20 protein-coding genes, 4 pseudogenes and 1 other annotated feature are annotated in these 21,951 nt (G+C 59.2%); of the genes and pseudogenes, 9 read left to right on the forward strand and 15 right to left on the reverse strand.

Annotated elements, in window-relative coordinates:
- Nucleotides 1-70 precede the first annotated feature (70 nt).
- The 4 genes and pseudogenes from EOB36_RS10780 to EOB36_RS10800 form a co-directional block, all read right to left on the reverse strand.
- The gene (locus tag EOB36_RS10780) at nt 71-1,186 is read right to left on the reverse strand and encodes a ParB N-terminal domain-containing protein (RefSeq protein ID WP_128284826.1); all 1,116 of its coding nucleotides are present in this window, start codon (nt 1,184-1,186) and stop codon (nt 71-73) included.
- A 63-nt stretch (nt 1,187-1,249) separates the two neighbouring features.
- Complete coding sequence (locus tag EOB36_RS10785) at nt 1,250-1,600, reverse strand: hypothetical protein (protein ID WP_128284827.1); 351 nt, start codon at nt 1,598-1,600, stop codon at nt 1,250-1,252.
- A gap of 66 nt (nt 1,601-1,666) precedes the next feature.
- Nucleotides 1,667-2,047 (reverse strand): winged helix-turn-helix domain-containing protein, encoded by a 381-nt coding sequence (locus tag EOB36_RS10790; RefSeq protein WP_128284828.1) that lies wholly within the window; start codon nt 2,045-2,047, stop codon nt 1,667-1,669.
- A gap of 667 nt (nt 2,048-2,714) precedes the next feature.
- Nucleotides 2,715-2,965, reverse strand: a pseudogene (locus EOB36_RS10800) (DDE-type integrase/transposase/recombinase); the annotation flags it as partial.
- A 249-nt stretch (nt 2,966-3,214) separates the two neighbouring features.
- Between EOB36_RS10800 and EOB36_RS10805 the strand changes: the two are divergent.
- Nucleotides 3,215-3,427: pseudogene (locus EOB36_RS10805) on the forward strand (twin-arginine translocation signal domain-containing protein); the annotation flags it as partial.
- Nucleotides 3,428-3,911: 484 nt separating this feature from the next.
- On the opposite strand, the gene EOB36_RS10810 reads toward EOB36_RS10805, so the two are convergent.
- Entirely contained in the window at nt 3,912-4,412 is a 501-nt protein-coding gene (locus EOB36_RS10810) for a hypothetical protein (RefSeq protein ID WP_128284830.1), read from the reverse strand.
- Between EOB36_RS10810 and EOB36_RS10815 the strand changes: the two genes are divergently transcribed.
- Nucleotides 4,406-5,542: an ImmA/IrrE family metallo-endopeptidase gene (locus EOB36_RS10815; protein WP_084831477.1), complete on the forward strand. Its 1,137-nt coding sequence runs from the start codon at nt 4,406-4,408 to the stop codon at nt 5,540-5,542. The genes EOB36_RS10810 and EOB36_RS10815 overlap by 7 nt on opposite strands.
- 4 nt (nt 5,543-5,546) lie before the next feature.
- Nucleotides 5,547-5,990, forward strand: coding sequence for a hypothetical protein (locus tag EOB36_RS10820; RefSeq protein ID WP_126038466.1), 444 nt, complete (start codon nt 5,547-5,549; stop codon nt 5,988-5,990).
- On the opposite strand, the gene EOB36_RS34640 is transcribed toward EOB36_RS10820, so the two are convergent.
- Nucleotides 5,977-6,750 carry a hypothetical protein gene (locus tag EOB36_RS34640; protein WP_206637150.1) on the reverse strand — a complete coding sequence of 258 codons (774 nt, stop codon included), beginning with the start codon at nt 6,748-6,750 and terminating at the stop codon, nt 5,977-5,979. The two genes, EOB36_RS10820 and EOB36_RS34640, sit on opposite strands and share 14 nt — an antisense overlap.
- A 199-nt stretch (nt 6,751-6,949) precedes the next feature.
- On the opposite strand from EOB36_RS34640, the gene EOB36_RS34645 reads away from it, so the two are divergent.
- Nucleotides 6,950-7,096 carry a hypothetical protein gene (locus tag EOB36_RS34645; RefSeq protein ID WP_206637151.1) on the forward strand — a complete coding sequence of 49 codons (147 nt, stop codon included), beginning with the start codon at nt 6,950-6,952 and terminating at the stop codon, nt 7,094-7,096.
- A 371-nt stretch (nt 7,097-7,467) separates the two neighbouring features.
- Here EOB36_RS34645 and EOB36_RS10830 read toward each other — a convergent pair.
- From EOB36_RS10830 to EOB36_RS10840, 3 genes and pseudogenes are all read right to left on the reverse strand, one after another.
- Nucleotides 7,468-8,641 (reverse strand): annotated as a pseudogene (locus EOB36_RS10830) (IS3 family transposase).
- Nucleotides 8,298-8,414, reverse strand: a sequence feature (AL1L pseudoknot). It overlaps the preceding pseudogene by 117 nt.
- Nucleotides 8,547-9,611, reverse strand: a complete 1,065-nt coding sequence (locus tag EOB36_RS10835) for a TOPRIM nucleotidyl transferase/hydrolase domain-containing protein (protein ID WP_245467727.1) — start codon at nt 9,609-9,611, stop codon at nt 8,547-8,549. Before EOB36_RS10835 ends, EOB36_RS10830 begins: the two are co-directional and overlap by 95 nt.
- A 455-nt stretch (nt 9,612-10,066) precedes the next feature.
- Entirely contained in the window at nt 10,067-11,452 is a 1,386-nt protein-coding gene (locus tag EOB36_RS10840) for an ISKra4 family transposase (RefSeq protein ID WP_245467737.1), read from the reverse strand.
- Between EOB36_RS10840 and EOB36_RS10845 the strand changes: the two genes are divergently transcribed.
- Both EOB36_RS10845 and EOB36_RS10850 read left to right on the forward strand, forming a co-directional pair.
- Nucleotides 11,351-12,382, forward strand: coding sequence for a hypothetical protein (locus tag EOB36_RS10845; RefSeq protein WP_245467743.1), 1,032 nt, complete (start codon nt 11,351-11,353; stop codon nt 12,380-12,382). The genes EOB36_RS10840 and EOB36_RS10845 overlap by 102 nt on opposite strands.
- Nucleotides 12,379-12,909 (forward strand): hypothetical protein, encoded by a 531-nt coding sequence (locus tag EOB36_RS10850; RefSeq protein WP_245467729.1) that lies wholly within the window; start codon nt 12,379-12,381, stop codon nt 12,907-12,909. Before EOB36_RS10845 ends, EOB36_RS10850 begins: the two co-directional genes overlap by 4 nt.
- A gap of 6 nt (nt 12,910-12,915) precedes the next feature.
- Here the strand turns inward: EOB36_RS10850 and EOB36_RS10855 are convergent, their stop codons facing one another.
- The 5 genes and pseudogenes from EOB36_RS10855 to EOB36_RS35010 form a co-directional block, all read right to left on the reverse strand.
- Entirely contained in the window at nt 12,916-13,110 is a 195-nt protein-coding gene (locus tag EOB36_RS10855) for a hypothetical protein (RefSeq protein ID WP_128284832.1), read from the reverse strand.
- A gap of 586 nt (nt 13,111-13,696) precedes the next feature.
- Nucleotides 13,697-14,041 (reverse strand): hypothetical protein, encoded by a 345-nt coding sequence (locus tag EOB36_RS10860; protein WP_128284833.1) that lies wholly within the window; start codon nt 14,039-14,041, stop codon nt 13,697-13,699.
- A 101-nt stretch (nt 14,042-14,142) separates the two neighbouring features.
- A complete protein-coding gene (locus EOB36_RS35725; RefSeq protein ID WP_281035477.1) occupies nt 14,143-14,838 on the reverse strand; it encodes an RHE_PE00001 family protein in 696 nt (231 codons plus the stop codon).
- The gene (locus EOB36_RS35730; RefSeq protein WP_206637152.1) at nt 14,814-15,449 is read right to left on the reverse strand and encodes a hypothetical protein; all 636 of its coding nucleotides are present in this window, start codon (nt 15,447-15,449) and stop codon (nt 14,814-14,816) included. The genes EOB36_RS35725 and EOB36_RS35730 overlap by 25 nt, the downstream gene beginning before the upstream one ends.
- A 143-nt stretch (nt 15,450-15,592) precedes the next feature.
- Nucleotides 15,593-15,900: pseudogene (locus EOB36_RS35010) on the reverse strand (segregation and condensation protein B); the annotation flags it as partial.
- A gap of 1,506 nt (nt 15,901-17,406) precedes the next feature.
- On the opposite strand from EOB36_RS35010, the gene EOB36_RS10875 reads away from it, so the two are divergent.
- Nucleotides 17,407-19,569 carry a prolyl oligopeptidase family serine peptidase gene (locus tag EOB36_RS10875; protein ID WP_128284834.1) on the forward strand — a complete coding sequence of 721 codons (2,163 nt, stop codon included), beginning with the start codon at nt 17,407-17,409 and terminating at the stop codon, nt 19,567-19,569.
- A gap of 38 nt (nt 19,570-19,607) precedes the next feature.
- A complete protein-coding gene (locus EOB36_RS10880) occupies nt 19,608-20,306 on the forward strand; it encodes an OmpW family protein (RefSeq protein WP_128284835.1) in 699 nt (232 codons plus the stop codon).
- Nucleotides 20,307-21,045: 739 nt separating this feature from the next.
- Here EOB36_RS10880 and EOB36_RS10885 read toward each other — a convergent pair.
- Nucleotides 21,046-21,264 carry a helix-turn-helix transcriptional regulator gene (locus tag EOB36_RS10885; protein WP_126105025.1) on the reverse strand — a complete coding sequence of 73 codons (219 nt, stop codon included), beginning with the start codon at nt 21,262-21,264 and terminating at the stop codon, nt 21,046-21,048.
- 109 nt (nt 21,265-21,373) lie between these two features.
- Here EOB36_RS10885 and EOB36_RS10890 point away from each other — a divergent pair, with 109 nt between their 5' ends.
- Nucleotides 21,374-21,640, forward strand: a complete 267-nt coding sequence (locus tag EOB36_RS10890; RefSeq protein WP_063169299.1) for a DUF2285 domain-containing protein — start codon at nt 21,374-21,376, stop codon at nt 21,638-21,640.
- Nucleotides 21,641-21,951 lie beyond the last annotated feature (311 nt).

Consider the following 21,951-nt stretch of genomic DNA (forward strand, 5'->3'; position numbering starts at 1 on the left):
GGTAAAAAGAAACGCGGAGCATCTGGCGTCTCAAATGCGGGGAATATTGCATTCCGATGGCGGTCGGCCTTCAAATTACAGATTGGCGATAGGGCACACGACTCATCCGCGCCTGGGTGGATCGCGGTTCCTTAACGCCATGATCCTGGGAATGCTGCCAGGATTTAAACCAAGTGAACGCATGTTGAGGGCTGCGGACGCTTGTATCGAGGTATGCCCCGTTCTTGCTGCGCCTTTCCTGTGAAAGAAGCAGAGAACCGCAAATGGCTTGGCAGATGGTGTGAGCCAGGTTGTAGGCGGGCTGTGCCGCCCTTCTTCTTCCGTATCTTCTCGTACTCCCAGGAATGGAAATAGTGATTGGCGTCCAGAACAATGACATCGGACCATCCGGAGATAGGCTGCCTTGCGCCGCGCAGTCGCCTCGTATCCGCGTCGGCGAAATAGCTATCCTCGCCAAAGAGATCGGCGACGATCTGGCCGGCATAGGTCGCAAACAGCGCGGCCATGGTGGATTCGTCACGCCTTCAAGCCCGCGGCGCGGGGCGTAGGTGTCGGGACTGTTGAACTGCGCCAGCCATTCCTCTACCGGTCCTAGTTCGCCAGTGTCAAATAGCGCACGCTCTGGCGTCGATCTCGCGGCGGTAGGTATTGCCGATGGCGGGCACAGCGCCGCCTGCCTTGAGCAGTTGGCGAAGGTCTCCATTTGCGAGACTTCATCCGGCTCGAGCCGCGCGATGTTCTCGATCAGCGAGGCTGCGAGAGCGGCCGCATCCACGCCGGTTCCATGATGGCTCGCAGGGCTTCGACCGGCTCGCCCCTCATCGACGAATGTCTTTGCGGCGTAGTAGCGCCGCCGCCCGGCGACGATGTCGAAAGCGTCCGGACTGCCGTTTTCGCGAACAAGCAGCGGCTGGAGGATGCCGCGCTGGCGGATGGACGGCACGATATCGGAGACGTCGGTGGCGTGCTCCCCGTTTTGCCCGAATCTCATAAGTTTCCCAAGCCGCAGCAGCCATCCCACAGGTTCTGCTTCGAGCACCGTGCCCCCGATGGCCAACGGTATCGTCAACGCGCGTGAACCGTGTTGTCGCCGAGATGTGGCATATAATGTCGGCACTTCAGGAAGTGATTGCGCGGGCGGCAGGTGGGCAGTGGTCAGCGCGCCTTTCGAGAATATCGCTCGCATAAATGTCCGGCGAGCGGCTCCGAGCGTAACCTGCCATCGCCGGGCTCTGCGACAGCCTGAAATCTATCTCGAACCGAATCCGAATCGCTCGTTGAGTCTCGTCCCTCCCAGCGCGGTAAACCGCGCCTCGATCTCGGCATTCCAGCAAGCCTCCCACGAAGTTCGCCCGCTAGACAGGGTGAAGGTCTGCTGTCCGATCAGCTGGTTTAAGATCAGCTCAGGCTGCGGCGGCCGCTCGATCTCGCAAAACTCTACAATTCTGCGAATGGTCTCGAGCTGAACTTCGCGTCCTTGGTCGCCTATGATCTGCTCATAGCTCAATCCAAGAACATTCTCCTGATCCGCCCACGGTGCCACTGGATGGCAGCGATCATTGAAAATGAAAGGCGCGATCTCATCGAAGTACTTCAGCATTTTGTCAGGTCCGTCCGGCTCATTGCGCCACGTAATCTCAGCCTCTCAGGGGGGCACCAATCGCTGTCACCTACATATCGCATCCCCTGCACTATCATCGGAGCCGTTGCCCTTGTAAAACTTCCTAAACTCTGGGTGTTTCAATAGCAGCTTCACGTCGATGCGGCCAGGGCCGCTGGTGAGCAATGACCGACCTGCTTCGGTGGCAACGAACCGCCCTCGTGCGGGAGGGGCGAGCAGTCCCGCTTTGCTCATGTAGAATTTCGCCCAGTGGATACGGTTGTGTAGCACGTGCTGCTTGCCGCTCGGCAACAGCTGCTCACGCTCTTCAGCGGTGAGACCAAACCGTGCAGCAATCTCGGCCTCGGCTAGTGGAACGGAGGTTTCGTCCTTCGAAGCGACCTCAAGAACCGGGAGCATGAGCGATTGGTAGTCAGGGATCGGCATCGTGCTTTCAGCCCTCGAATACACGGAATGCAGTTGGGGCGGCGAGCGCTGACACGTGAGAATATCCCCGCCTGTGGGGGCATTACTGTCGATCGGCTTCGCTGAGCTTGACCTGCGGCAACTCATCGCCGCGACACCTTACTCGTGGAGGCAATCCCTTCGCCAGCGGGGGCCTCCGACGGAGTCGCCAAAGCGAAACGCGCAAACCTACCCAATCGCGTTCCAATTCTTGCTTACGAACAAGCCAGTCTGGAAGCACGCTGTCCATCGCTTTCCAGAATTGCTTGGAGTGGTTGTGATGCAGCAGGTGAACCTGTTCGTGTAGCACCACGTAGTCGATAACCTGTACCGGCAGCTGTAGAAGTCGCCGGTTAAAGTAGAGTGTCCTATGCTTGCTGCACGAACCCCAGCGGAATCCAAGGTCCCTCACAATCACCTTAGACGATTGTCTGCCCGCTTAGTCGTTCAAGCTCGGCCGATCGTGATCGGAGCCATGCAGCCCCTTCGTCCATGAACCATCGCTGAAAATGTAGAGCAGCCTTCGGCGATCGTGGACAAGCGCGTGCGCCGTTACGATCTGACGGTGAGTGGTTTGAGCTCAGGCGCAGTGCAACGAAAGTATCTTCTATCTCGGCCGAAGCTACCGACTTCGCAGTGTTGCGGCGCGTTGGACGATCTCGTCGAGCACATATCCGTCCTGATCAACCGCTCGCCACACCCAGGATTTCTGACCGTTGATGCGCACCACGACTTCATCGAGGTGCCAGACATCGTTTTCGTTTGCGCCTTCGGCGTATGCGGCGGGCATAATCAGGCAGTGCATCGGCACCATCGGAGGATGGTCTCGTAGGGAACGACAATCCCGCGATCGAGCAGCATTTCCCTGACATCGCGCAGACTCAGATTGGAGCGGAAGTAGCCAGATAGCACGGGCCACAATTTCGATCAGGTAGTTCGATCACACGTCATTTCGTCAGTATCGATTGTCGCGCATCTCGGAACCAGATCCGCCCTGCGTGTGAACGATCTTGAAACGAGATGATGTGGGACGACAATCGGTATTTGACCACTACCATTTAAATAGAGATTCTTTGGCCGCTCGCTTCCGCTGAGCTTGATAAAGCGCTGACATTAGCACGAAACAATGAATGGGAGGAGGAACATCTCATGTCGCAGGAACTCGAATATCTTGGCCGTTACGTCGCTGCGGGCCGCCTGAGCCGACGTGAATTTCTCGGCCGTGCGACGGCGCTCGGCGTTTCAGCGACGTTCGTCAATTCGATCCTCGCCAGCGCTGCGCGCGCGCAGGGGCCGGTCCGCGGCGGTATCACCAAGGGCGGCCTTAGTGGTGCTGGGGCAACCGACAGTCTCGATCCGGCGACGTCCTCGAAGATTATATCAAGATCGTGGATATGATCAGGCGCTTAGCGTTATCGCGAGGAACGTCAGTGAAGGAACTTCAAGTGCGTCGTAACGACACTAGCTCCTGCGAAGCGTGATCATCACCTAATTGGAAGAACCGGAGCTGTCGCCGAACAGCGACAATCACCGCAATGGTCGGAGAACAACCCGCTGCGCGGGATGGACGCGCGTGGTAAGGTAGAGGTCACGATCCGGTTGCCGCGCCCGCATTGAGCGTCGTTCGGCGGGGCAGAGCATCACAGGCTTCGTCAACAAGAAGCCTGACCACCCCCACCCTGTTCTCGATGCACCGATCAGGCCGCCGCGCCAACGGTTGATTGACGACATGACCATGCGCCGGTTCAGCCAGGAGGCGCAGCGCAACTACGTCCGCGATGTCGGGCGGTTCGCAAGCTTCCTTGGCCGATCGCCTTGCGAGACGCTGTGTTAGAGCAGCCAATTGTTATGCGAGTGCATCTTGCTTAAGCAAATTGATCTTTTGCCAAACGTCTTTATAGACAAAATGGGCTCTGGCGTAGAGGATTAGAATAGCCAATGGGAGGGGAACGAAATGCACAATGGTCGTAAAGAGAGCGAGCTGCTCGCCCATGCAAGACTGGTCCACGGCAGCGTAGAACGACCAATACAGGGCCGCTAGCCCGAACAAGGATGTGACGGCCGCGCAGCATGTTACCCAAGTGGCCAAACTATCGTCATTGATGACGATCTCTCGCTTTGCCGATTCCAAACGTGCCCGAAGGCTGCCGGCTGATGAGGGGTTTCTCACCTTTCTTGATCCGATTAACGTTTCGATTGCCGCGATCTGGCGTGCAAGCCGTCCTCGAGGAACGATTGCCAGCTCTCTAAAAATCGACAGCGCCAAATTCAATCCGAACGCTAGTTGAAGCAGTCCGGAAAACTCATTCAGACGAAAACACTCTGTTGCGAGCGACTGAGATGCCATTGAAACTTACCCCCCGACCTTCGGCAGTGGAAAGCATCCGCCGCGCGCGACGATTGTCAATTGAAGCGGTCGCGATTGAGGCGAATATCCGACCAGATTTCTTGACTGAAATGGAAACAACCCCAACCGACGTCAGCAAGCGAGTGGCGTTTTCACTTGCCTCCGCTCTGGCTGTACCGGTCCAGTTCCTGTTCGCCAAAGACGTAGAAATCGACGCCAATATGCCTGATTTTCGCGCCGCCAATAATAGGCCAGCGGTTCTTACATCGGCAGGACTAACGCGAATCGCGCGTGCTCGTTCTATCGCCGCCTACCTGGCGGACCGAGCGTTCGAAGACTGCGCCAGGTTCGCCAATACAAATAGCGTGACCATCCATCAGCAGTCGACCGCGCGAAAGCTATTGAAATCGCTCTATGTCCCCGTCCAGCGCGTCGATGGATCGGTGGATCCTACCCTAACGTTCAGGGAGACGCGTGTATCGCTAGAGCGGAAAGGCATCATCGTGCTCTGCGATAGGGTAGCGGACCCGTTCCGTGGGTTTTGTTACTCTCCTACCGGTGACTTTCCCATCATCTTCGTGAATACAACCGGGCAGCGGCCCGCTACCAAGCTGTTCACACTGATGCATGAAGTGGTGCATGTGCTCCTTGGCAAAACGGGAGTTTCAGACCCCGCCATTCTCAACAACCAGGTTGAAAGATTCTGCAACTCGGTGACTGCCTCGGTCATGATGCCTGCGGAGGAATTTTCCCAAGCCTATAAAAGCGTCGCGGGAAGGGGTGCCAGGGCCGTCGTTGATCTCCTTTCCAGACGATTTGGCGCCAGTAAGCAGGCGAGCGCCTTACGCGTCTCTGATTTGGGCTTGAGCAAAGGCTTTTACGCTGCGTGGTCTGCGACCCTGCCGTCTGAAGTCCCCATGATCGAAGAAGAAGACGAAGGTGAGGAAAACAGCGGGGGCGGTGGAATTAGCTCGCAGATTGCCAGGTTCGGATATCTTCTGCCTAACATGCTCACCGCCGCCGTCGACAGGAAGGCAATCTCTCAGTTCGATGCGTACCGGCTCACCAATCTGAAGCCAAGTACGATAAAGCAGATCGCCGCCATCGGTGTTAACCGGCTGGGGCCATAACAGCATGGCCTATAGCGGCATCAACTTTGTGCTTGATCTAGAGGCATGCCTCTATTTTAGCGAAGCTGGCGGAAACCTGAAAGCCGCTCTGTTCCAACGAGCGAAAGTCGAACGCATTGCGGTACCCAAAGAGGTTTTCGACCAGGTTCGTATCTTCGACAAGAGCTTGGCCGATGAGATATCGGAGTCGGACATCGAAATTGTCGAACTCGATTCCGACGTATACGTGGCCGCTTGCGCACTCAACGAAATCTTTATGACCTCAGGGCATCGGTTAAACGCGGCCGCAAACGAAAAGGTCCCCGTCATAGCGCTCGTTCATTGTGCGCAAAATGGCGCTAAGCCGCCATGCCATTTGGTATCCGGCGACAACGGACTCCACTCCTCGTCGATGAGAAGCCTCTGTGCCGCCCTGAAAGTCCCTTTCATGGAAGTCACCAGCTTCTAGCAGCATTTTGGCGCTGTGCGGGAACTTGGTGTGGGACCAAGTGGCAGCTTTGCTCGAAAACCCATCTAGCGATCATCGGCGGTTGGGGTCTGGAGCGGGTGTGGCCGATCTTCGGTGCGCAATCCGGCAGCAGCACGACGAGCACCTGTGTGCTGTTCGGTGAGCGTGACCGTGCCGGGCCGCCGCCGGCGGAATTCGATCGCTGGGTAGGTGTGCTTCCACGGCGTGATGCCAGCGAGGCCGAGGCGGCCGAGGTGCTCGCGCATAGCCCCATAAGGTGGGTGATCGCTGCCTGAGCTGCAGCCAATTGGTCCGCCGGTTTTTGCGAAGCCTTTAAACTGTCCTTGCTGAGCAACGGCGACAGTTCCCGTAAGACTCTGGTGGCTGCAAACTTGTCTCTCTTTTTTTGAGCAGTGACCAATGGCAGCACACAGTGGGTGAAGAGGCGGGCGGGGCCGAAAGTGCCATCCAGGAAACTGGTGCGAAATTCGTCGACGGATGCCAAGGCCTCAAACATCCGTTCGAAACCCATCCGGCGCGCAGCCATGTGGTGTTCGAGCGTCAAGATTTTGCAATCATCAATTCTTTTCCAAAGCGGATCGCTGGTGATCTCCGCCATGTATTCCAGGATTTTCTGCTCCAGCGCAGGTTTGTTGTCGGTACCTGTGGGAAATACGAAGAGGCGAGCCCAGCCCTCGATCGCGTCATCACGGGGCTCTTGGGTATGAACGTCCGCAGACGAGCGGATCTGGTTGATCAAACGAACGACAGTTTTGGACTGCGATGATTGAGTTTTTTTGCCGGGACTGCCCAGCCCGCGGGGATTTCATCCTCAATCCGGTCTTTTCCGTCAGCGTAGATGCGCTGCATCGTGTCGCCGATCAAACCAAGGCTGAAACGCTCTTTGTGTGCCTACTGAACGCTGAGTAATGCATCCACGAGGGCGCCGTGGTGGTGTCTTGGCCTTCGTCGATGAAAAGGAACGGGGATTTTTCGACAAGACGCCGTTGCGTCAGTGGCTTGGTTTGCAGGAACGACGAGAAAATCTTGATCACTTCGCTGTGGTTCAGCGCATTTCGTTCTCGATTGTCGCCGTTGGGGTGTAGGTGAATGTTTTGATCTGATCCAAACGATCAAGACGATGTCCCTTGGACTCGATCTGCGCGAGGCGGGATATGGACGCCTTTGTGCCAGGCCGGCCTTTAACCTCCTCTTCCTGAAGTTCAAGGATTTGGCGCTGGATGCCGCCCCTCCGGCAATTTCATTTACTACTGCTGGAAGGGGATTTTCGATCACTTTCACGATGCCGAGTTCAAGCTGCTTGTGTTCAAGCTGTTCGGCCAGCCATAGAAGCCCAACACGGATGTAAGGTGGTGGAGCGAGGGCGATTGGGTTTTCAATCTCAAGCAGGTCTAATGCGAACTCCGCCTTGTTCCCTTGAACCGCGCCGGGTTTGCCGGAGGCTGTTTCGTTTGAGTCACGCTGCCATGGCCGGCTCTTCGAGTATGGCGTAGTAGGTGCCTCGGCTTCCGCCGGCGGGATGTTGCCGATGGGCTCCAGCAGCCGGCGATTGTTGAACCAGTCGACCCACTCCAGGGTCGCGAACTCGACGGCCTCGAAGGAGCGCCACGGCCCGCGCCGATGGATCACTTCAGCCTTGTATAGGCCGTTGATCGTCTCGGCGAGCGCATTGTCGTAGGAATCGCCGACACTGCCAACCGACGGCTCGACGCCGACCTCGGCCAGGCGCTCGGTGTATTTGATCGACACGTATTGGCTTCCCCTGTCGCTGTGGTGGACCAGGCCGCCGCCATGGACGGGGCGCCGGTCATGGAGCGCCTGTTCCAGGGCATCGAGAACGAAGCCGGCATGGGCGGTCCTGCTCGCCCGCCAGCCGACGATGCCACGGGCATAGGCGTCGATGACGAAGGCGACATAGACGAAGCCGGCCCAGGTCGCGACATAGGTGAAGTCGGAGAGCCAAAGCCTGTTCGGGGCCGGGGCATGGAACTGGCGGTTGACCTGATCGAGCGGACAGGGAGCGGCCTTGTCGCTGATCGTGGTCTTCACCGGCTTGCCGCGGATCGCCCCTTCGACACCCATTTGGCGCATCAGCCGCGAGACGGCGCAGCGGGCGACGTCGAAGCCTTCCCGCCTCAGCTGCCGCCAGACCTTGCGCACCCCATAGACCCGGAAGTTCTCCTCGAACACGCGCCGCACTTCGACCTTGAGTTCCTCATCGCGCTTCGCCCGCGCCGACAGCCGGGAGGGATCGCGCCGCTTGGCGACATGGTCGTGGTAGGTCGACGGCGCGATCGGCAGCACCTTGCAGATCGGCTCGACCCCATGCGCCTCCCGGTGATCGTCGATGAACGCGATCATGGCTTGAACGGGCGGTCGAGCTTCGCCTGGGCAAAATATGCCGACGCCTTGCGCAGGATCTCGTTGGCCTGCCGAAGCTCCCGGTTCTCCCGCTCCAGAGCCTTCAGCTTCTCGGCAACCTCGGTGGGAAGGCCGGCGCGCACGCCGCTGTCCACCTCAGCCTTCTTCACCCACTCATTGAGCGACTGCGCCGTGCAGCCGATCTTTGCCGCGATCGAGGACACCGTCGCCCAGCGCGAACCATGCTCGCTTTCGTGATCCAAAACCATGCGCACCGCTCGGGCGCGCACCTCGGGAGAAAACCTGTTCGTCGTCTTGCTCATGATGGCTCCACCTTCTCAAGGTTTGGAGCCTCCGGCAAACCCGGCGCGGTTCACTATCTGCGCTTTCGGTGATGGCTGTGTGGAATTTTGCAATGAGACCTGTGCCATTGAGGCCTGCGAAGAGAGGCAAGTTCGCATAGACGATCGAATCTTCAAGCGTGTAGGCCAGCGCTTCTGCCGCTGTGCCTTTGAAGGTGATTTGCACCGGACTTTGGTAGGCCACGCAAATCGCGAAGCGCTCATCGGCATAGGTCAGAATCTTGTCCGCGTCAGGCTGGTCCAGAAGCTCATCGAGGAGAGTGGCTGCCGGACACCCAGTTCGAAGGGTCTGATTGCGGGAGGTATAGTTCTGGCCCCTGACCGGTACTGCGACCTTCCCCTCAGCATCGCAAGAGTCGAGATCGGTGATGATAAGGGTTGTTAGGCCAATTCGCTCGACCAGTGCTTTCATGCGATGGACGTGGCTTCCACCGATTTCTAGCCAAGTGATGTAGCTCTCGGACAGCTTGGCGAATTCAGCATGCTCGTTCACAAAATGAGGAACGAGAATGCGTTCGGCTGGCCCCTCGATGAAAATGGCCGCATCGGCAAAGACGAGATCGCAGTGCGTCACCTTAAGGTAGCGGGTGATGAAACGTTTTGTCTCTGGATCGCCGCCGAACGCATCGTTGAGGTTCAGGACGCATGAGGTCGGAATACTCGTTGCATTGCCCGGTAGACGCCGGAAATACCGGAGCGAGTCGAACTCGCATTCGTGCGCGATGTGGCTTGAATGTGTGCTTACCACCATCTGGGTGCGGAAGGGTTCTTTGGTTCCGAGCTCGTCGTGATTCCGGAGAATCTTATACGCCTGGCGGATGAAGACCTGCTGGACCTGCGTATGGAGGTGCACCTCGGGTTCTTCGATAAGGACCAAGTGCAGGGGCGCGATAACCGTTTCATCCCCCGCCGCCCCACACCGAAGCGTTTCAAAACCCGCGCCAATTTGGCTGATCGGACCAACGAAGAAATTTTATGGCTTCTTTTCAGCTATTTAGCCCGAAGCAAAACAATGATTGGGAACAAAGCCTGTGCTGCGGACATGACAAACCCGACACGACGAGAAGCGTTTCCTGCGATAGGCGGCAGAAGTGTCTCGATCGGAGCAAACGGAGACCCACGTTACTTCGCAACCAGTTGCCGCGCCCTCCGGTCGCCACGCAGCCGCGACCAAATTGCGGCATGTCCTGCCGGTGCCCTCCCCACCGGCAGGACATTTGTTTTTCGACTTTTTGGGTCAGACGCCTCGCACTGCGTTCCTGATCAGAGTTCCGAGGCGGGATTGCCGGCATGAACGAAATGGTATTGTGGAGACCGGTAACTTCTCTGGGGTTAGGCGGCGCGCAGGAGAGGCGGTTTGGGCTTGAATAGTGGTGGCACGTTCGGCTCTGGCTGTCGGAACGGTGCCCGCAATCGATTGCGAAGCTCGCCGTTGAGATCTGCCGTCCTGACCTGCATGAGCATGTGAGCACCGTGGAGCGACCACCGCATCTGCTGTTTCTTGACCATCCGCTTACCGACAAGTGAATTCACCGCCGATTCAGCCAGAGTCGTTGCGACGCGAAGGCCGGCTTGGTAGCGCTTGCCATAGTTGACGATCGCGCCGCGGTTCGAACGGATATAGGTCAGGAGCTGCAAGCCGAGGCTTTGAAGTCCGGCGATGGAGAACTCGCTGTCTCCTTGCGAAGCCTTCACCCTCTCCAAGAGTTGCTCCAGATCGGTGATCGCGCGATCGACCCGCCCATGCCACAGGCGCCACTTCACCGCTCTGATGTCACGGTCGATTGCGGGAAGCGCTTCAGAGAGACCCGATCGGGATCGAGCCATATGATTGGCGATCTGCTGCATCGGCTGGACCTTCATGGCGATGTGGAACCAGTCGATGATGTGGGCCGTCGGCTTCGGCATTGCGCGGGGTAGCCGCTTCAGGATTTCGGCGCCGTCCGAAATCACCGTCACATCGCCAAAGCCGCGGTAGCCTACTTCCCAAAGGGCATGAAGGGCGCGATCCCGGATTGCCCGTTGGTCGGTGCTGCCGGTCACGAAATAGCGACCGCCGCCTTCGCCCCGCCCGCCGCGGCCGCATCGGGCCACAACGAGCTCGAAGTTGCGCGCGGAATTGGAATCGGCGCTGCGAACATGCGCAGTATCGATGCTGATGACGAACTCTTTGCGTCGATCGCCAGGAAGCTGCATTTCAAGCTGGCGTCGTTCGTCCGTTTGCGCCCTTGCGTGCAATTCTTCCTCAGCAACCTGATCGTCGAGCCGTTCGCCAATCCTGATGGTTCGCTTGCGCACGGTGGCATGCGTCTCGGTCGGCTCGACGGGCAGGAATTCGGCAAGCACTCTCGCAGCCTGCCGGTACGGCATCATGCTCCCCAGCCGCGCCGTCAGTTCCATCAGCTCGGATGTCGCTCGATCCGGGCAGATCTCCCGCAGCGGCGCAAAGGCATCGACCATGCCTGGGTAACAATCCCGACACAGCATCCAACGAGGATTGCGCACCTCCACGATGCCAAAGACAGTCCGGATCCGTCGCGTCGTGTAGTCCTTGACCGGCCGAAACCTGTGGCAATCCGGGCAGACCCGACGAAAGACGGAATACGTCTCCGCCTCATGGTTCACGACCGCGCTCTGCAGCGCCGCCATGATGGTCTTGCTGTCCTCGATCGACAGGCCGAGGTCGCCGTCAAACAGACGTTCCCAGCTCTTGTCGATGCGGACCGCCTTCCGGCAAACGTCTCCGAACTCGTTCCTGCCCTCGATCGTGATCGTCCATTCCACCGCCATCGCTTTCCCTCCGAACAAAGCGGCGCTCATGGACTACGCGGGCCTAACGACCTGTATTCGACCCCAGAGAAATTACCGGTCTCGCGCCCGGTCAGGACACCCAAACTTCCACGGCGAGTGCATCAGCAGTCTGCAACAATGAAACCGCTCACGAGCTTTTTCCTCTCGATTTCGTTGCTGTCCGCAGCGGCCCCATCCGCCTTCGGGAGCACGAAGGAGATAGATGTCACAGTCAGTAAGGCCCTGAGGCTGTCGCAGGACACTCTCAATCCTGGTGAGCGGCGAGAATTGGCCGAGGTGGCGCTGGCTTACTGGCGAAATTTCGACAGCCGAATCCCGAGGTTGTCGCCATCTGAAACGAAGTGGATTGAGGAAGAGTTGAACACCCAGGATACGAGCAGGCTCACCAAGGTCGTTAATTCGAAGGAATACGCGCTCTGGCAACTGAAAAACCTGTCGTCGAATTGCGTCGACCTATTCGAGCAACTCCCCTCGACCGTCGGCGGCGATAAGTTTGTCGAACTCTACATGTGGATGAAGACAGTCTCATGCGACGCGACAACGCATGGCACCGTACAGTACCTGCAGTTGGCCGGGCTGGGTGACGGGCGATTTGCCGGATCCTTCAATCTGATGCATGCCAGCCTGATGTGTCATCGCAAGCAGCATAGCCTCCGACCGAACGATAGGAAGTCTCTTCTCTGCCACATCATTGTCTCGACTTTCCTCCCACAGGGCTTCCTCCACGGAGTTGAACTGCTTCTTGGTCGGTGGAAATCAGCATCCCGAACGGAGGTCATGCCTCTTGCTTCCTTGGGCAAGCTGTCGTTCTGTGCCCGGAGGCTTGGGATAAATTGAATGATCCGGACATCAATGCTTCTTTTATCGACGTCCATTTGGTTGTTCCTTTGACACGTCTAATGTCCACGATGGCCATGATCGGGTTGGCGACCTTAACAAGCATGGCCGCCGAGTGGAGCACATATGGCAACGCGCGGTTCGGATACCGGATCGATATTCCGCCCGGGTTCTCGGCCGTGAGTGAGGCGGCCAATGGCGACGGAGGAGTTTCCAGGTCATCCGACGAACGCACCGAGCTGAGGGTTTGGGGCAGCCATCTGACAGAGGGCGATTTCCAGGAGGAGGTCCGATGGCGGATCGATGAGGACGTCGCTGACGGCTGGAACGTCACCTACCGCAAGCAGCATCCGGCATGGGCGAGCTGGTCCGGGACGAAGGGCGGTCGCATCCTTTACGAGCGCGCCATCCCTGCCTGTGACGGTGCGGCCGCGTATTTCCGGATAGAGTACGACATTAGCCAGAAGCAGGCGTTCGCCCCTGTTGTCAGCAGGCTTGTGAAATCGCTTCGAAGCGGCTCCTGCTGATCCGGTTTACCGCCTGCAGTTTTTGGCAGCTTCCGGATCGTTCCAACCATCGGTCATCGCCGCTACCCTGGCAACCTTTTCGGGATGCGACCTGGACGGACGACGGTCGAGCAATTCCGTTACAGACAACGCGCCTTCCAGGCTGACCCCTTCCTTGCGCAGAGTTGCGCCCGCAAAGCGATCGGCCTCCAATTCCTGCATCGGGTCTACCGGAGTTCCGATGTGTCCGCACTAGTGATGCCCCAGCTCATGGGCGATGATGGCCATCGCACCTGTACTGCCGACTATCGGCGACAGTTCGCGATCATAGACGATGACCCTATTGCCATCGAGGATGGGTGGCGATCGCATTTCCCCCGAGCGAGGCATTCATCGGATATACATGCAGTCTTCTTTCGACAGCTCATCGCGTCACATGCATCGAACATCATGAACGCGTAGTCCTCGAAGGCAGGGACGACTGCGACGGATTTGCCGCCGATGCCAATGGAGAAATGGAGGGCGGGCGTGTCTTCGAAGTCGACCACCGTGTCATTGTCGGCAGAGGCCACCGTTGATGCCATAGCCAGTAACGAAGCGAAGATAGTTGTTCGCACCTTTCATTCAGCCGTCAATACGCCGTGAGAGGTCGTTGATGTACCACTGACGGTGCATCTCGTGATGGTCTTCCATCTGCCTGTTGATCACACCAAGCCAGCCGCCAGTCCAAGTCTCGAATGAAGGCCGACCCTCGGGATCCTTCGTGTTCTCTGCCATAGTCCGGATTGTAAAGACGGGGTTCTGCCAATCACGTTCTTCGCCAAGTTGCCGGAAAATAGGAACCCTCAAATCGGAAGCGCGTCCGGCCGCGGAGGGCCAACTCAACCTTCGAGACCAAGCGGTTTTTGAAGGCCTCGGCCGTATCCAGGAGAACCCGGTCGACGTCCGCCATGCTCGCAGTCGGCGAGATATCCCAGAGGTCTAGGACGAGGGTTGTCGGGTTCACGCCCCATCCGTAGTGGGCATAGAGAGATACGTTCTCGTTCCTCGAGTCGGCAGCCTTCGCCCGAAGAGCTGGCCAGGTGACAAAGATACCGTTGGCCGTAATTGCTCCGGTGATCATGATGATCGCGGCGATCAGTGTCTTCTTCATGATGGCCCCCAAGCCCGAAAGTGATCGGACTATATTGGGTACATTGCGATCTTGTCACTGACTAAACACCGAGGCTCTGTCAGGCATCAAGAACGGCCCGTCTATCGAAGGCGACATCCTGCGTTACTTCGGTCTGTAGATCGTCTTTGAGTGCCACCGCCATCTGCATGATTTGGATTTGCCGGAGCGCAAGTTCGGGCGATTCTACATATCCCACACGCCCGGTAGCGCCCCCGGCCCGTCACCTCCCGGATGCCGAGTTCGGCGACCAGGTCTAGCGCGGCGCGCTGGCTGATTTTCAGCTCGGCCGCAATCAGACCAGCCGACACCACCGGCCGCGCCAGCACCAGTTCGATCAGCGCCGGCATGCTCGAGTTTTTTCGCCGCTTCCTCAGCCGGCGCTCCATCTGGCATTTGCCCATCACCAGCCGATAGTGCTCCTTGAGCCCGGCCGCAGCGGCCTCCGCAAAAGCGTCGAGTGCGGCCAGCAACCGAGTGGTGCGGAGGGGGCTTTTGCGCCGGTCGCGCGGAACCATGCGCAGGCCGGCATGCAGGCAAAAAAGATGTGAGCCGACCTTCCCGGTCTGGCGCAGCAGCGCCGCGACCAGCAGCGTGCCGAGCCAGTGCTGGTGCTGCAGCGGTTCGACGTCCTGCCACGCCTCCCAGGCGATCGCCGCTTGCATCACTGCCGGCATGTTTTCGCCGCGGAGCCGGTCGACCACGGCGAGCCAGTCGGTCAGCCGCAGGTCCTCGTCCCAGTCGAGGTCGCGGATCAGCGGCCCGAGACTGTTCGGCAAGGCCTCCCGCGCTGTCGCCCGTGCCCTGCTGTGTCGACATCCGAGCTGTCCGCTGCGCGCGGCGCCACATTTTCGCCGGCCAGCAGCCGGCTGGAGCGCGCCAGCACGGCATCGATCTCGGCCATTTCTTGTGCCAGGGCATCGGATTGTTCAGTCTCATCGGCAAGCCCACTGCCGCCGGCGTCGTCGTCCGCCCCGGCGGCCGCTGTCGGGGCAGCGGGTTCGGAGCCGGCCCGTCCCGGAATCGACCAGTCGCCGCCCTGCCCTTCACGGCCGCGCAACGCCAAAATGCTAATTCGAGAAAGCGCCCAGTCGGGTGGGTGCAAAAGAATGCGGCGCCGGCTGCGCAGCACGGCGTGCGCCCGGGTGAGCTCGTGGGTCGGGGTGCGGATGTCCATAGGGGCGTCGTGCAGCACGAGGTCCTCTGCATGGACGAGTTCGCCGTCGAGCCACAGCGCGGCGGCCGCGTCGCCGAAGTGGGAGCGTTCGACAAAACCGTCGCGGACCGGGCTTTTGTGCACGCGCTCGTCGAGGCGCGCCAAAAGGTCGTCGGCGCGGGCGAGCGGCCCGATCAGGGCCCTCAGGGGCAAGTTGGCAAGATCATAAGCCATTGATTCCTTTGTATCGGATTCGCGCAACGGAGGCTATATTGCTATTCACTTCCGTCACAGGCGATGACTCTGGCGATAAAGCTGACTATCGATAATTAGCTTCGATAGTTATCGAATAGTTCGCTGATTCGACTCTCAACCGCTCATATCAAGCGATTACTTCCATGTATCTGCTGCGCTATCCCCGTCCTGGCGTTGGAGTGTCGCTCCTCACCTCCTCCACCACTCACCAGCCCGACGGGAATATCGCCCGCCAGCAGCTTCTCCTTGCTGAGCAGCGCGGCAACCTCAAGCGCCTCGAAATCGGGCAAATCCCGCAGGTGTGTCGAGGCCGAAGTGCAACAGGAAGGTCTTGGTCGTGACGTAGGTGTAAGGCGTGCCAAATTTGCGGGCTGGGCGGCCCGGAGGCGATAAAATCCTGCGACCGGAGCGCCCCGATCGGGTCGCGGCTGAACGCCTTCAAGGTCCAACACGGCCATTGCCGAAAGCGCAGCCTTGTGACCATCCGCCAGCATCGCTGCGACGATCGGCTCAAGCGGTTTCTGGTCGAGGGCTCTGATGACCTGTTCGGCAAGCCGCAACCCATGCGCTCGATCCCCCGTAGAGCTCGCGGTTTCTCTTTTCGAAGGTGCGCACGTATGGAGTTCGCATACTCCATCAAGGGTTAGGGTGATCGGACGCAAAGCCTTTTGGGGCTGGGTTCTTGCGAGCGCTGGACCGGTCGCGGCGAAGCGGCCGCGCTTTTTTCAGCGGCCATGGTTTGCAGATCGGGCACTCAAGCGACCTCCGAATACGGCCTCTCGATTGGAGCCGACGGGCGGCTCCGCACAGGAACGCTCCCCCTTCGCGCTGCGGCCAGGTGCCTCGAAACGGCCTTCATATACCATCGACGCAATCCTCTTCAGCCTGACATTGCCCGCTCAGTCTGAAGTTCTGAACGGGAGTGCTTCCGAAAAGGCATGCCCGGCAGGAGACTGAGCTCGCTGCCGGGCCGGGTACGCCTTGGGAGGTGGCGTAAGTCAATGATTCGAGCATAGTGGGAACCACTCAGTCCGCTCATTTTTCGGAAGCGTGCATGTACCGTGCCAAGGCAAAAAGCATTTAAAACGCCCGACAGTCAGCTTCCCTTACGTTGCGTACTCGACATTGTCGGCTATCGGACAATGCCGAACGTGCGTCGGCTACCGCCCGCACTGCCCCTGTTGCTGCGGCATACCAATGCGTGGCGTCAGGAAGACATCGTCGACCATTAGCCGTCTCGCTGAGATACTACGCCGAGCCCGAGCTCCCCCTATCCTAGACCCTCGTATCGCATATCGGACGGCCCCACATCAGCCCAAGTTGCCATGGGGACCAGCCCCATGCGTTCGCCCGAATGCAGCTTTCTGGCTTGATCGACAGACTTCAAGGAATGCAATCAAGGGGACGGTGCAGGCCAAGATTGCGGCAGGGCTTGGGCAACCATCAGGTCGCCCAAGCGGTGCCCCATCCTTCTCCTCAGAACTCCGCTGCTTCCAGCTGGCGGCTGAAACCCACAGGCGCAGCCAGCTTGGTCGCTAACCGCATCGATCGCCTCATGGTGTCTGCCATGAATCGTGTGCGTGAAGCGCTCCAGAGCGAAGATGTTGGGCGTCAACCAAGTTCACCAATGACCTTCACTGCGCGAGTTCTGCACGGTGAGAGGTTGATCCGGTGATTAGGAGGAGCACTCGTTGTCGGATTCTCGACGATGTCGGACATGTGACACAACGCTTCCAGAGCGATCGCATTGTTCCGAAACGATTTTCCCAGTTGGCACGTCGGTTGCGGTCCTATGCGCAAAAGCACTGCGATGCCGCACCGACTGGAAGAACTCATCAATGATCACGCTTTTCGAACATGTGGGCGCCGCTACCAACACTGAGCGTTCCCGATCAAACGGAAGCCATTCCACTTTCATTCCTCAGGTCGTTCGGACATGAACGCATTTGATGTCCGTCCAACGCTGGATGCTCCCGACGACGATCCCTATCTCTGGCTTGAAAATGTAGAGGGCGAGCGGGCACTTGCCTGGGCCGCCGGCCAGTCGGCAAAGACCCTAAAGCACTTCGGTGGAACGCAGTTCGAGCGCGACCGCGCGGCTCTGACAGCCATTTTCGACAATCGCGACAACCTTCCCCTGATCGCGCGCCATGGTCAGTACCTCCACAATTACTGGCGAGATGCCGGAAATCCACGCGGACTGTGGCGCCGGACCACCCTTGCCGCCTACATGAAGGCGGATCCCCAATGGGAGCTACTGCTCGATCTGGATGCTCTCGCGGCTAGCGACGGAGAGGATTGGATCTGGGACGGCGCGTCCATCGAGCCGGAGAGACGGGAAAGAGCCGTTCTGCGCCTGTCGCGCGGCGGCAGCGACGCGGTCGTGCATCGCGAATTCGACCTGATCTCTCTGAGCTTTGTCGCCGACGGTTTCAATCTCCCCGAGGCCAAAGGCTACGTTAGTTGGCTGGACCCTGACACGCTTCTGCTTTCCAGTGCGCTTGGTAATGGCATGGCCACCCGCTCCGGCTATGCGCGCACCGTGCGACTGTGGAAGCGTGACGCGGATCCCCTCACCACGCCGGTAATCTTCGAGGCCGGGTTCGAGAGCCTCAAGGTGTCTGGTCATTCGGACCGCACCGGCCGCAGCGAGCGCCTTTGGTTCATCGAGAAGCCGGCCTTCTTCGAGGAGATCAGCTGGATCGGCGACAGGAGCGGGCCGAGGAGGCAGATCGATCTTCCTCGTGACGCGTCGTGGCGGGTCTTCGGCGACTGGCTGGCGGTAAGGCCGCGCAAGCCGTGGACGGTGGGAGGCACCACCCATCCCGCCGACGCGCTGATCGTCATCTCGCTTTGCTCTTTCCTCGCCGGCGGACGCCGATTTGAGACCCTGTTTCAACCAGGGGAAAGGCGCTCCCTGCAGTCATTCTTCTGGAATGACGGGAAGCTCATTATCTCTTACCTCATCAATCTCGTACCGCGTTTCGAGATGTTCACTCCCGGCCACCAGGAATGGACGCGCCGAGTCCTGGACACTCTGCCCGCCGAAGGGACTGTCCACGTCTGGTCATTCGATGCGGCAGTTCACGAGGCCAATGGAGAGGTCCTGGTCTGTGCTCAGGATCCGATCACGCCGCCGCAGCTCTTGCTATTCGATCTCAATGCCGCGCCGTCTCTCAGCGCTTCAGCAATCCTGAAGCGCAGCCCGGAGAATTTCGATGCATCCGGACTGGTGGTCACGCGCCACGAGGCAGTCTCTATCGATCATGAGCTGATCCCCTATACGCAGGTTGGTCCGGCGAACGGGAACGGAGATGCTCCGATTCACCTTTCCGCTTATGGCGGGTTCGGCGTATCACTCCTGCCCTACTACAACTCCCCGCTGGGCAAGCTGTGGCTCGAGCGCGGCGGCACGTGTGTGGAGGCGAACATCCGCGGCGGCGGCGAGTTCGGCACCCGCTGGCACGAGGCCGGGCGCAGGGAGGGCAAGCGTCTCGCCCATGACGATTTCGCCGCCGTTGCCGCCGACCTCGTGCGAAGGGGCATCACCCTGCCGAGGCGGATTGCCGCCGAGGGTGGCTCAAATGGCGGCCTGCTGATCGCAAACATGCTGACCCGCTATCCTGAGCATTTCGGGGCTCTGTTCTGCACAGTACCGCTTATCGACATGCGTCGCTACACCAAGCTCTTGGCGGGCGCGAGCTGGATCGACGAATATGGCGATCCGGACAAGGTTCACGATTGGGCTTTCCTGAAGGAAATCTCCGCCTATCACGCCGCGGCGCCGGGACAGCCCTATCCGCCTATCCTGATCGCCACCACGAAACGCGACGACCGCGTCCATCCGGGCCATGCGCGCAAGATGGCCGCAAAACTGCAGGCTCTTGGCTATCCCGCTTACTTCTACGAAGCCAGCGCAGGCGGGCACGGCTGCGGCAAGGACAATCGGGAGCAAGCCGCATTCATCAGTCTAGGCACCAATTTTCTCCGCAGCGCAATCGGCTTCAGCGATCACCTTCCGGAGACGGCGGGACGCGTTGCAACGCAAGAGGGGCATTTGAGGTCCATCAACAATTCATTCGAGCAGGAGACGAAATAGTGCAGTGCATCCTTTCTGAACATCAAGGAGTGAATCTCATGGCGAGAACGCGAATGGGCGTAGCGCGGGCAACAGCAGCGGCGGTGGCCCTGATCATGGTGGGACAGCAGGCCGTCGCCGCGGAGCCTGCGCAAGCAGAGACCGTCCTGGCGGAGACGGGAGCCTCGGTCACCGAAGCGCCAATCCCTTGGCAGGTCCGCCTGCGGGCGTTGGGCGTCGTTACGAAAGATCTGGGCTACGTTGATACGCTTCCCGGCTCCGGTCTTTCGTATTCGGACACGGTGACGCCGGAACTCGATATCTCGTATTTCTTCACCGACAACATCGCCGCCGAACTCATACTCGGTACCACCTATGCCAACATCGCGGGCCAAGGGACGATCGGAGGGTTGGGCAACATCGGCAAAGTTTGGCTGCTGCCGCCGACGCTCACGTTGCAGTACCATTTTACCGATCTCGGCGCGTTCAAACCTTATGTCGGCGCCGGCGTGAACTACACGAGCTTCTACAACCAGGACACTGGCAGCGCTGATGCTCTCAAGGTGAAGAACACGTTCGGCACGGCGCTGCAGGTCGGATTCGACTACATGGTGGACCAGCACTGGGGCCTCAACTTCGACGTGAAGAAGCTTTTCCTGAAGCCGGACTTCGACGTCACGGTGGCCGGCGCGAAGCTGACGGGGAAGGCGGAGCTCGATCCCTGGCTGATAGGCGCAGGTGTCACCTACCGCTTTTGAATATCAGAGTGAAGTCTGCTTCCCGACTGCCGGTTTTAATGAAGGGCGCCTCGCGCGCCCTTTTTTACGGTCGACACTGCAGGGCGAGACCTCATGAAGCCGATTGTCGAGAGGGCGGGGCTCTCTTCCGGCGGACCAAGAAGGTGAACTGGCCAGCTGGCCTCGCGCCTGAGATGGAGTGCTCAGAAGCGCTTTGAATCGGGACGGGCTTTGGTATTGTGGGTGGAATGCTTCAGCCAGACTATTTGCCAGCATCGTCTCCCGGACGTCATGTCTGAGCTTCGTGTCAGCGCAAGGCGAACACGCGGCTCCTAGATGCCGACACGATGGCTGGTTGAGCCATACTGCGACAGTTGCCTGTTTTTTCGGTTCCTTTGCTGTTCGCGCGCTAACCGCAACGCTCCATACTAGTCTCGCGTGCCTGTCCCCGTGGGACGGGCAACAGAAAGCGATTAGGCCCGCTGAAAGAGGCGGACCGCATCCGAAGGACCGTAACCAAGAGAAGGACCTGAAGCGAGAGCGAAGGTTGCGGCAGGCCGCGGCGGGCCTAAAAGGGAATGCCGACCACCCCACGTCCCAGGAAAAGCTGACAAAAAGGCAGCGTCCGACTGTCCAATAGGGTGCGCCCGCGCGAGGGCGAGCTAAATGGCAGGGGCTGCCGGGGGACCTAAGAAAAGCGTGGGTTCACAAGCACCCGGCGCGCGCCATCAGGCCGCCAGCTACTTGGAGGGCGGGTGCATCAGCCCTGTTTGTCGGGCCGAACCAGATCCATGTGGCTGACGCCGAGGGCCAATGCCAGTTCATAGATCGTGATAATTGTCGGATTTCTTCGGCCTTTCTCCAAGCCGCTGATGTACTGCTGACTGAACCCGGAAATCTCCGCAAGCTGCTCCTGCGTCAGGCGCTTCCTTTGCCTGATCCTCTGCACATTCCGTCCGACCAACTTGCGCATATCCATGCACGCAAGCCAGCGGATCAGGCGGCTTGAGTTTATCAACTATAATATGTAATCCACATTTAGCAGGCACAGGGCTTCGCGGGTCCATTGGCCGGAGATAGAATTAGCGATGTTGCAGCCCAGATCGAACACGCCGTTCGCCGACGAGGTCCCCTGGTCGGACCGCATTACAGCCTACGACAAGGACCACTTTACAACCTATATGAGGCTCCTGGACGCCTCGGCAGACAACGCCACTGAAGAGGAAATGGCCAAAGTGATCCTCGGCATTGATCCGGCACGCGAACCTGAGCGCGCACGCAACGTTCTTCGCAGTCATCTCGACCGTGCAAACTGGGTGGTGACGAGCGGCTACAAGGATTTGTTCGCCAGTTGACGAAATGGGCGGTGCGGTCGCTTCGCTTCAAGCAACGAAGTCGCGTAACACCATGCATCGACGTATCACCACAGCGCGGATGGCCCAGCGCTTCGCTGTCTCATCATTTTGTCCTCCGCTCGCCAATGGCTGCTTCCCAGGAATGGGTGCGGCGGCGAATCATGACAGGAACGGGTCCGCCGTCTGAGCCGCACCGCATCCGAAGGGCCGGATGGACAACCTACTGAAAGCTCACAGCTGGCTAAGGGTTGCGGGACGCCGCGGCGGGCCTAGAAGGATGCGGCGCCACCTGCTGGGAAAGGCACAAACAG

The organism is Mesorhizobium sp. M6A.T.Cr.TU.017.01.1.1 (assembly GCF_004023115.1).
GTDB classification, from domain to species: domain Bacteria; phylum Pseudomonadota; class Alphaproteobacteria; order Rhizobiales; family Rhizobiaceae; genus Mesorhizobium; species Mesorhizobium mediterraneum.

Excerpts from the sequence above, each read along its gene's own strand:
- EOB36_RS10820 (WP_126038466.1), top strand. The coding sequence starts at position 5,547 with ATGGCCTATAGCGGCATCAACTTTGTGCTTGATCTAGAGGCATGCCTC.
- EOB36_RS10880 (WP_128284835.1), top strand. The coding sequence starts at position 19,608 with ATGGCGAGAACGCGAATGGGCGTAGCGCGGGCAACAGCAGCGGCGGTG.
- EOB36_RS10885 (WP_126105025.1), bottom strand. The coding sequence starts at position 21,264 with ATGGATATGCGCAAGTTGGTCGGACGGAATGTGCAGAGGATCAGGCAA.
- EOB36_RS10790 (WP_128284828.1), bottom strand. The coding sequence starts at position 2,047 with ATGCCGATCCCTGACTACCAATCGCTCATGCTCCCGGTTCTTGAGGTC.
- EOB36_RS10785 (WP_128284827.1), bottom strand. The coding sequence starts at position 1,600 with ATGCTGAAGTACTTCGATGAGATCGCGCCTTTCATTTTCAATGATCGC.
- EOB36_RS10875 (WP_128284834.1), top strand. The coding sequence starts at position 17,407 with ATGAACGCATTTGATGTCCGTCCAACGCTGGATGCTCCCGACGACGAT.
- EOB36_RS35730 (WP_206637152.1), bottom strand. The coding sequence starts at position 15,449 with ATGGCTTATGATCTTGCCAACTTGCCCCTGAGGGCCCTGATCGGGCCG.
- EOB36_RS10810 (WP_128284830.1), bottom strand. The coding sequence starts at position 4,412 with ATGGCATCTCAGTCGCTCGCAACAGAGTGTTTTCGTCTGAATGAGTTT.
- EOB36_RS10855 (WP_128284832.1), bottom strand. The coding sequence starts at position 13,110 with ATGCAGGAATTGGAGGCCGATCGCTTTGCGGGCGCAACTCTGCGCAAG.
- EOB36_RS10860 (WP_128284833.1), bottom strand. The coding sequence starts at position 14,041 with ATGAAGAAGACACTGATCGCCGCGATCATCATGATCACCGGAGCAATT.
- EOB36_RS10890 (WP_063169299.1), top strand. The coding sequence starts at position 21,374 with ATGTTGCAGCCCAGATCGAACACGCCGTTCGCCGACGAGGTCCCCTGG.
- EOB36_RS10780 (WP_128284826.1), bottom strand. The coding sequence starts at position 1,186 with ATGCGAGCGATATTCTCGAAAGGCGCGCTGACCACTGCCCACCTGCCG.
- EOB36_RS10845 (WP_245467743.1), top strand. The coding sequence starts at position 11,351 with ATGGTTCACGACCGCGCTCTGCAGCGCCGCCATGATGGTCTTGCTGTC.
- EOB36_RS10815 (WP_084831477.1), top strand. The coding sequence starts at position 4,406 with ATGCCATTGAAACTTACCCCCCGACCTTCGGCAGTGGAAAGCATCCGC.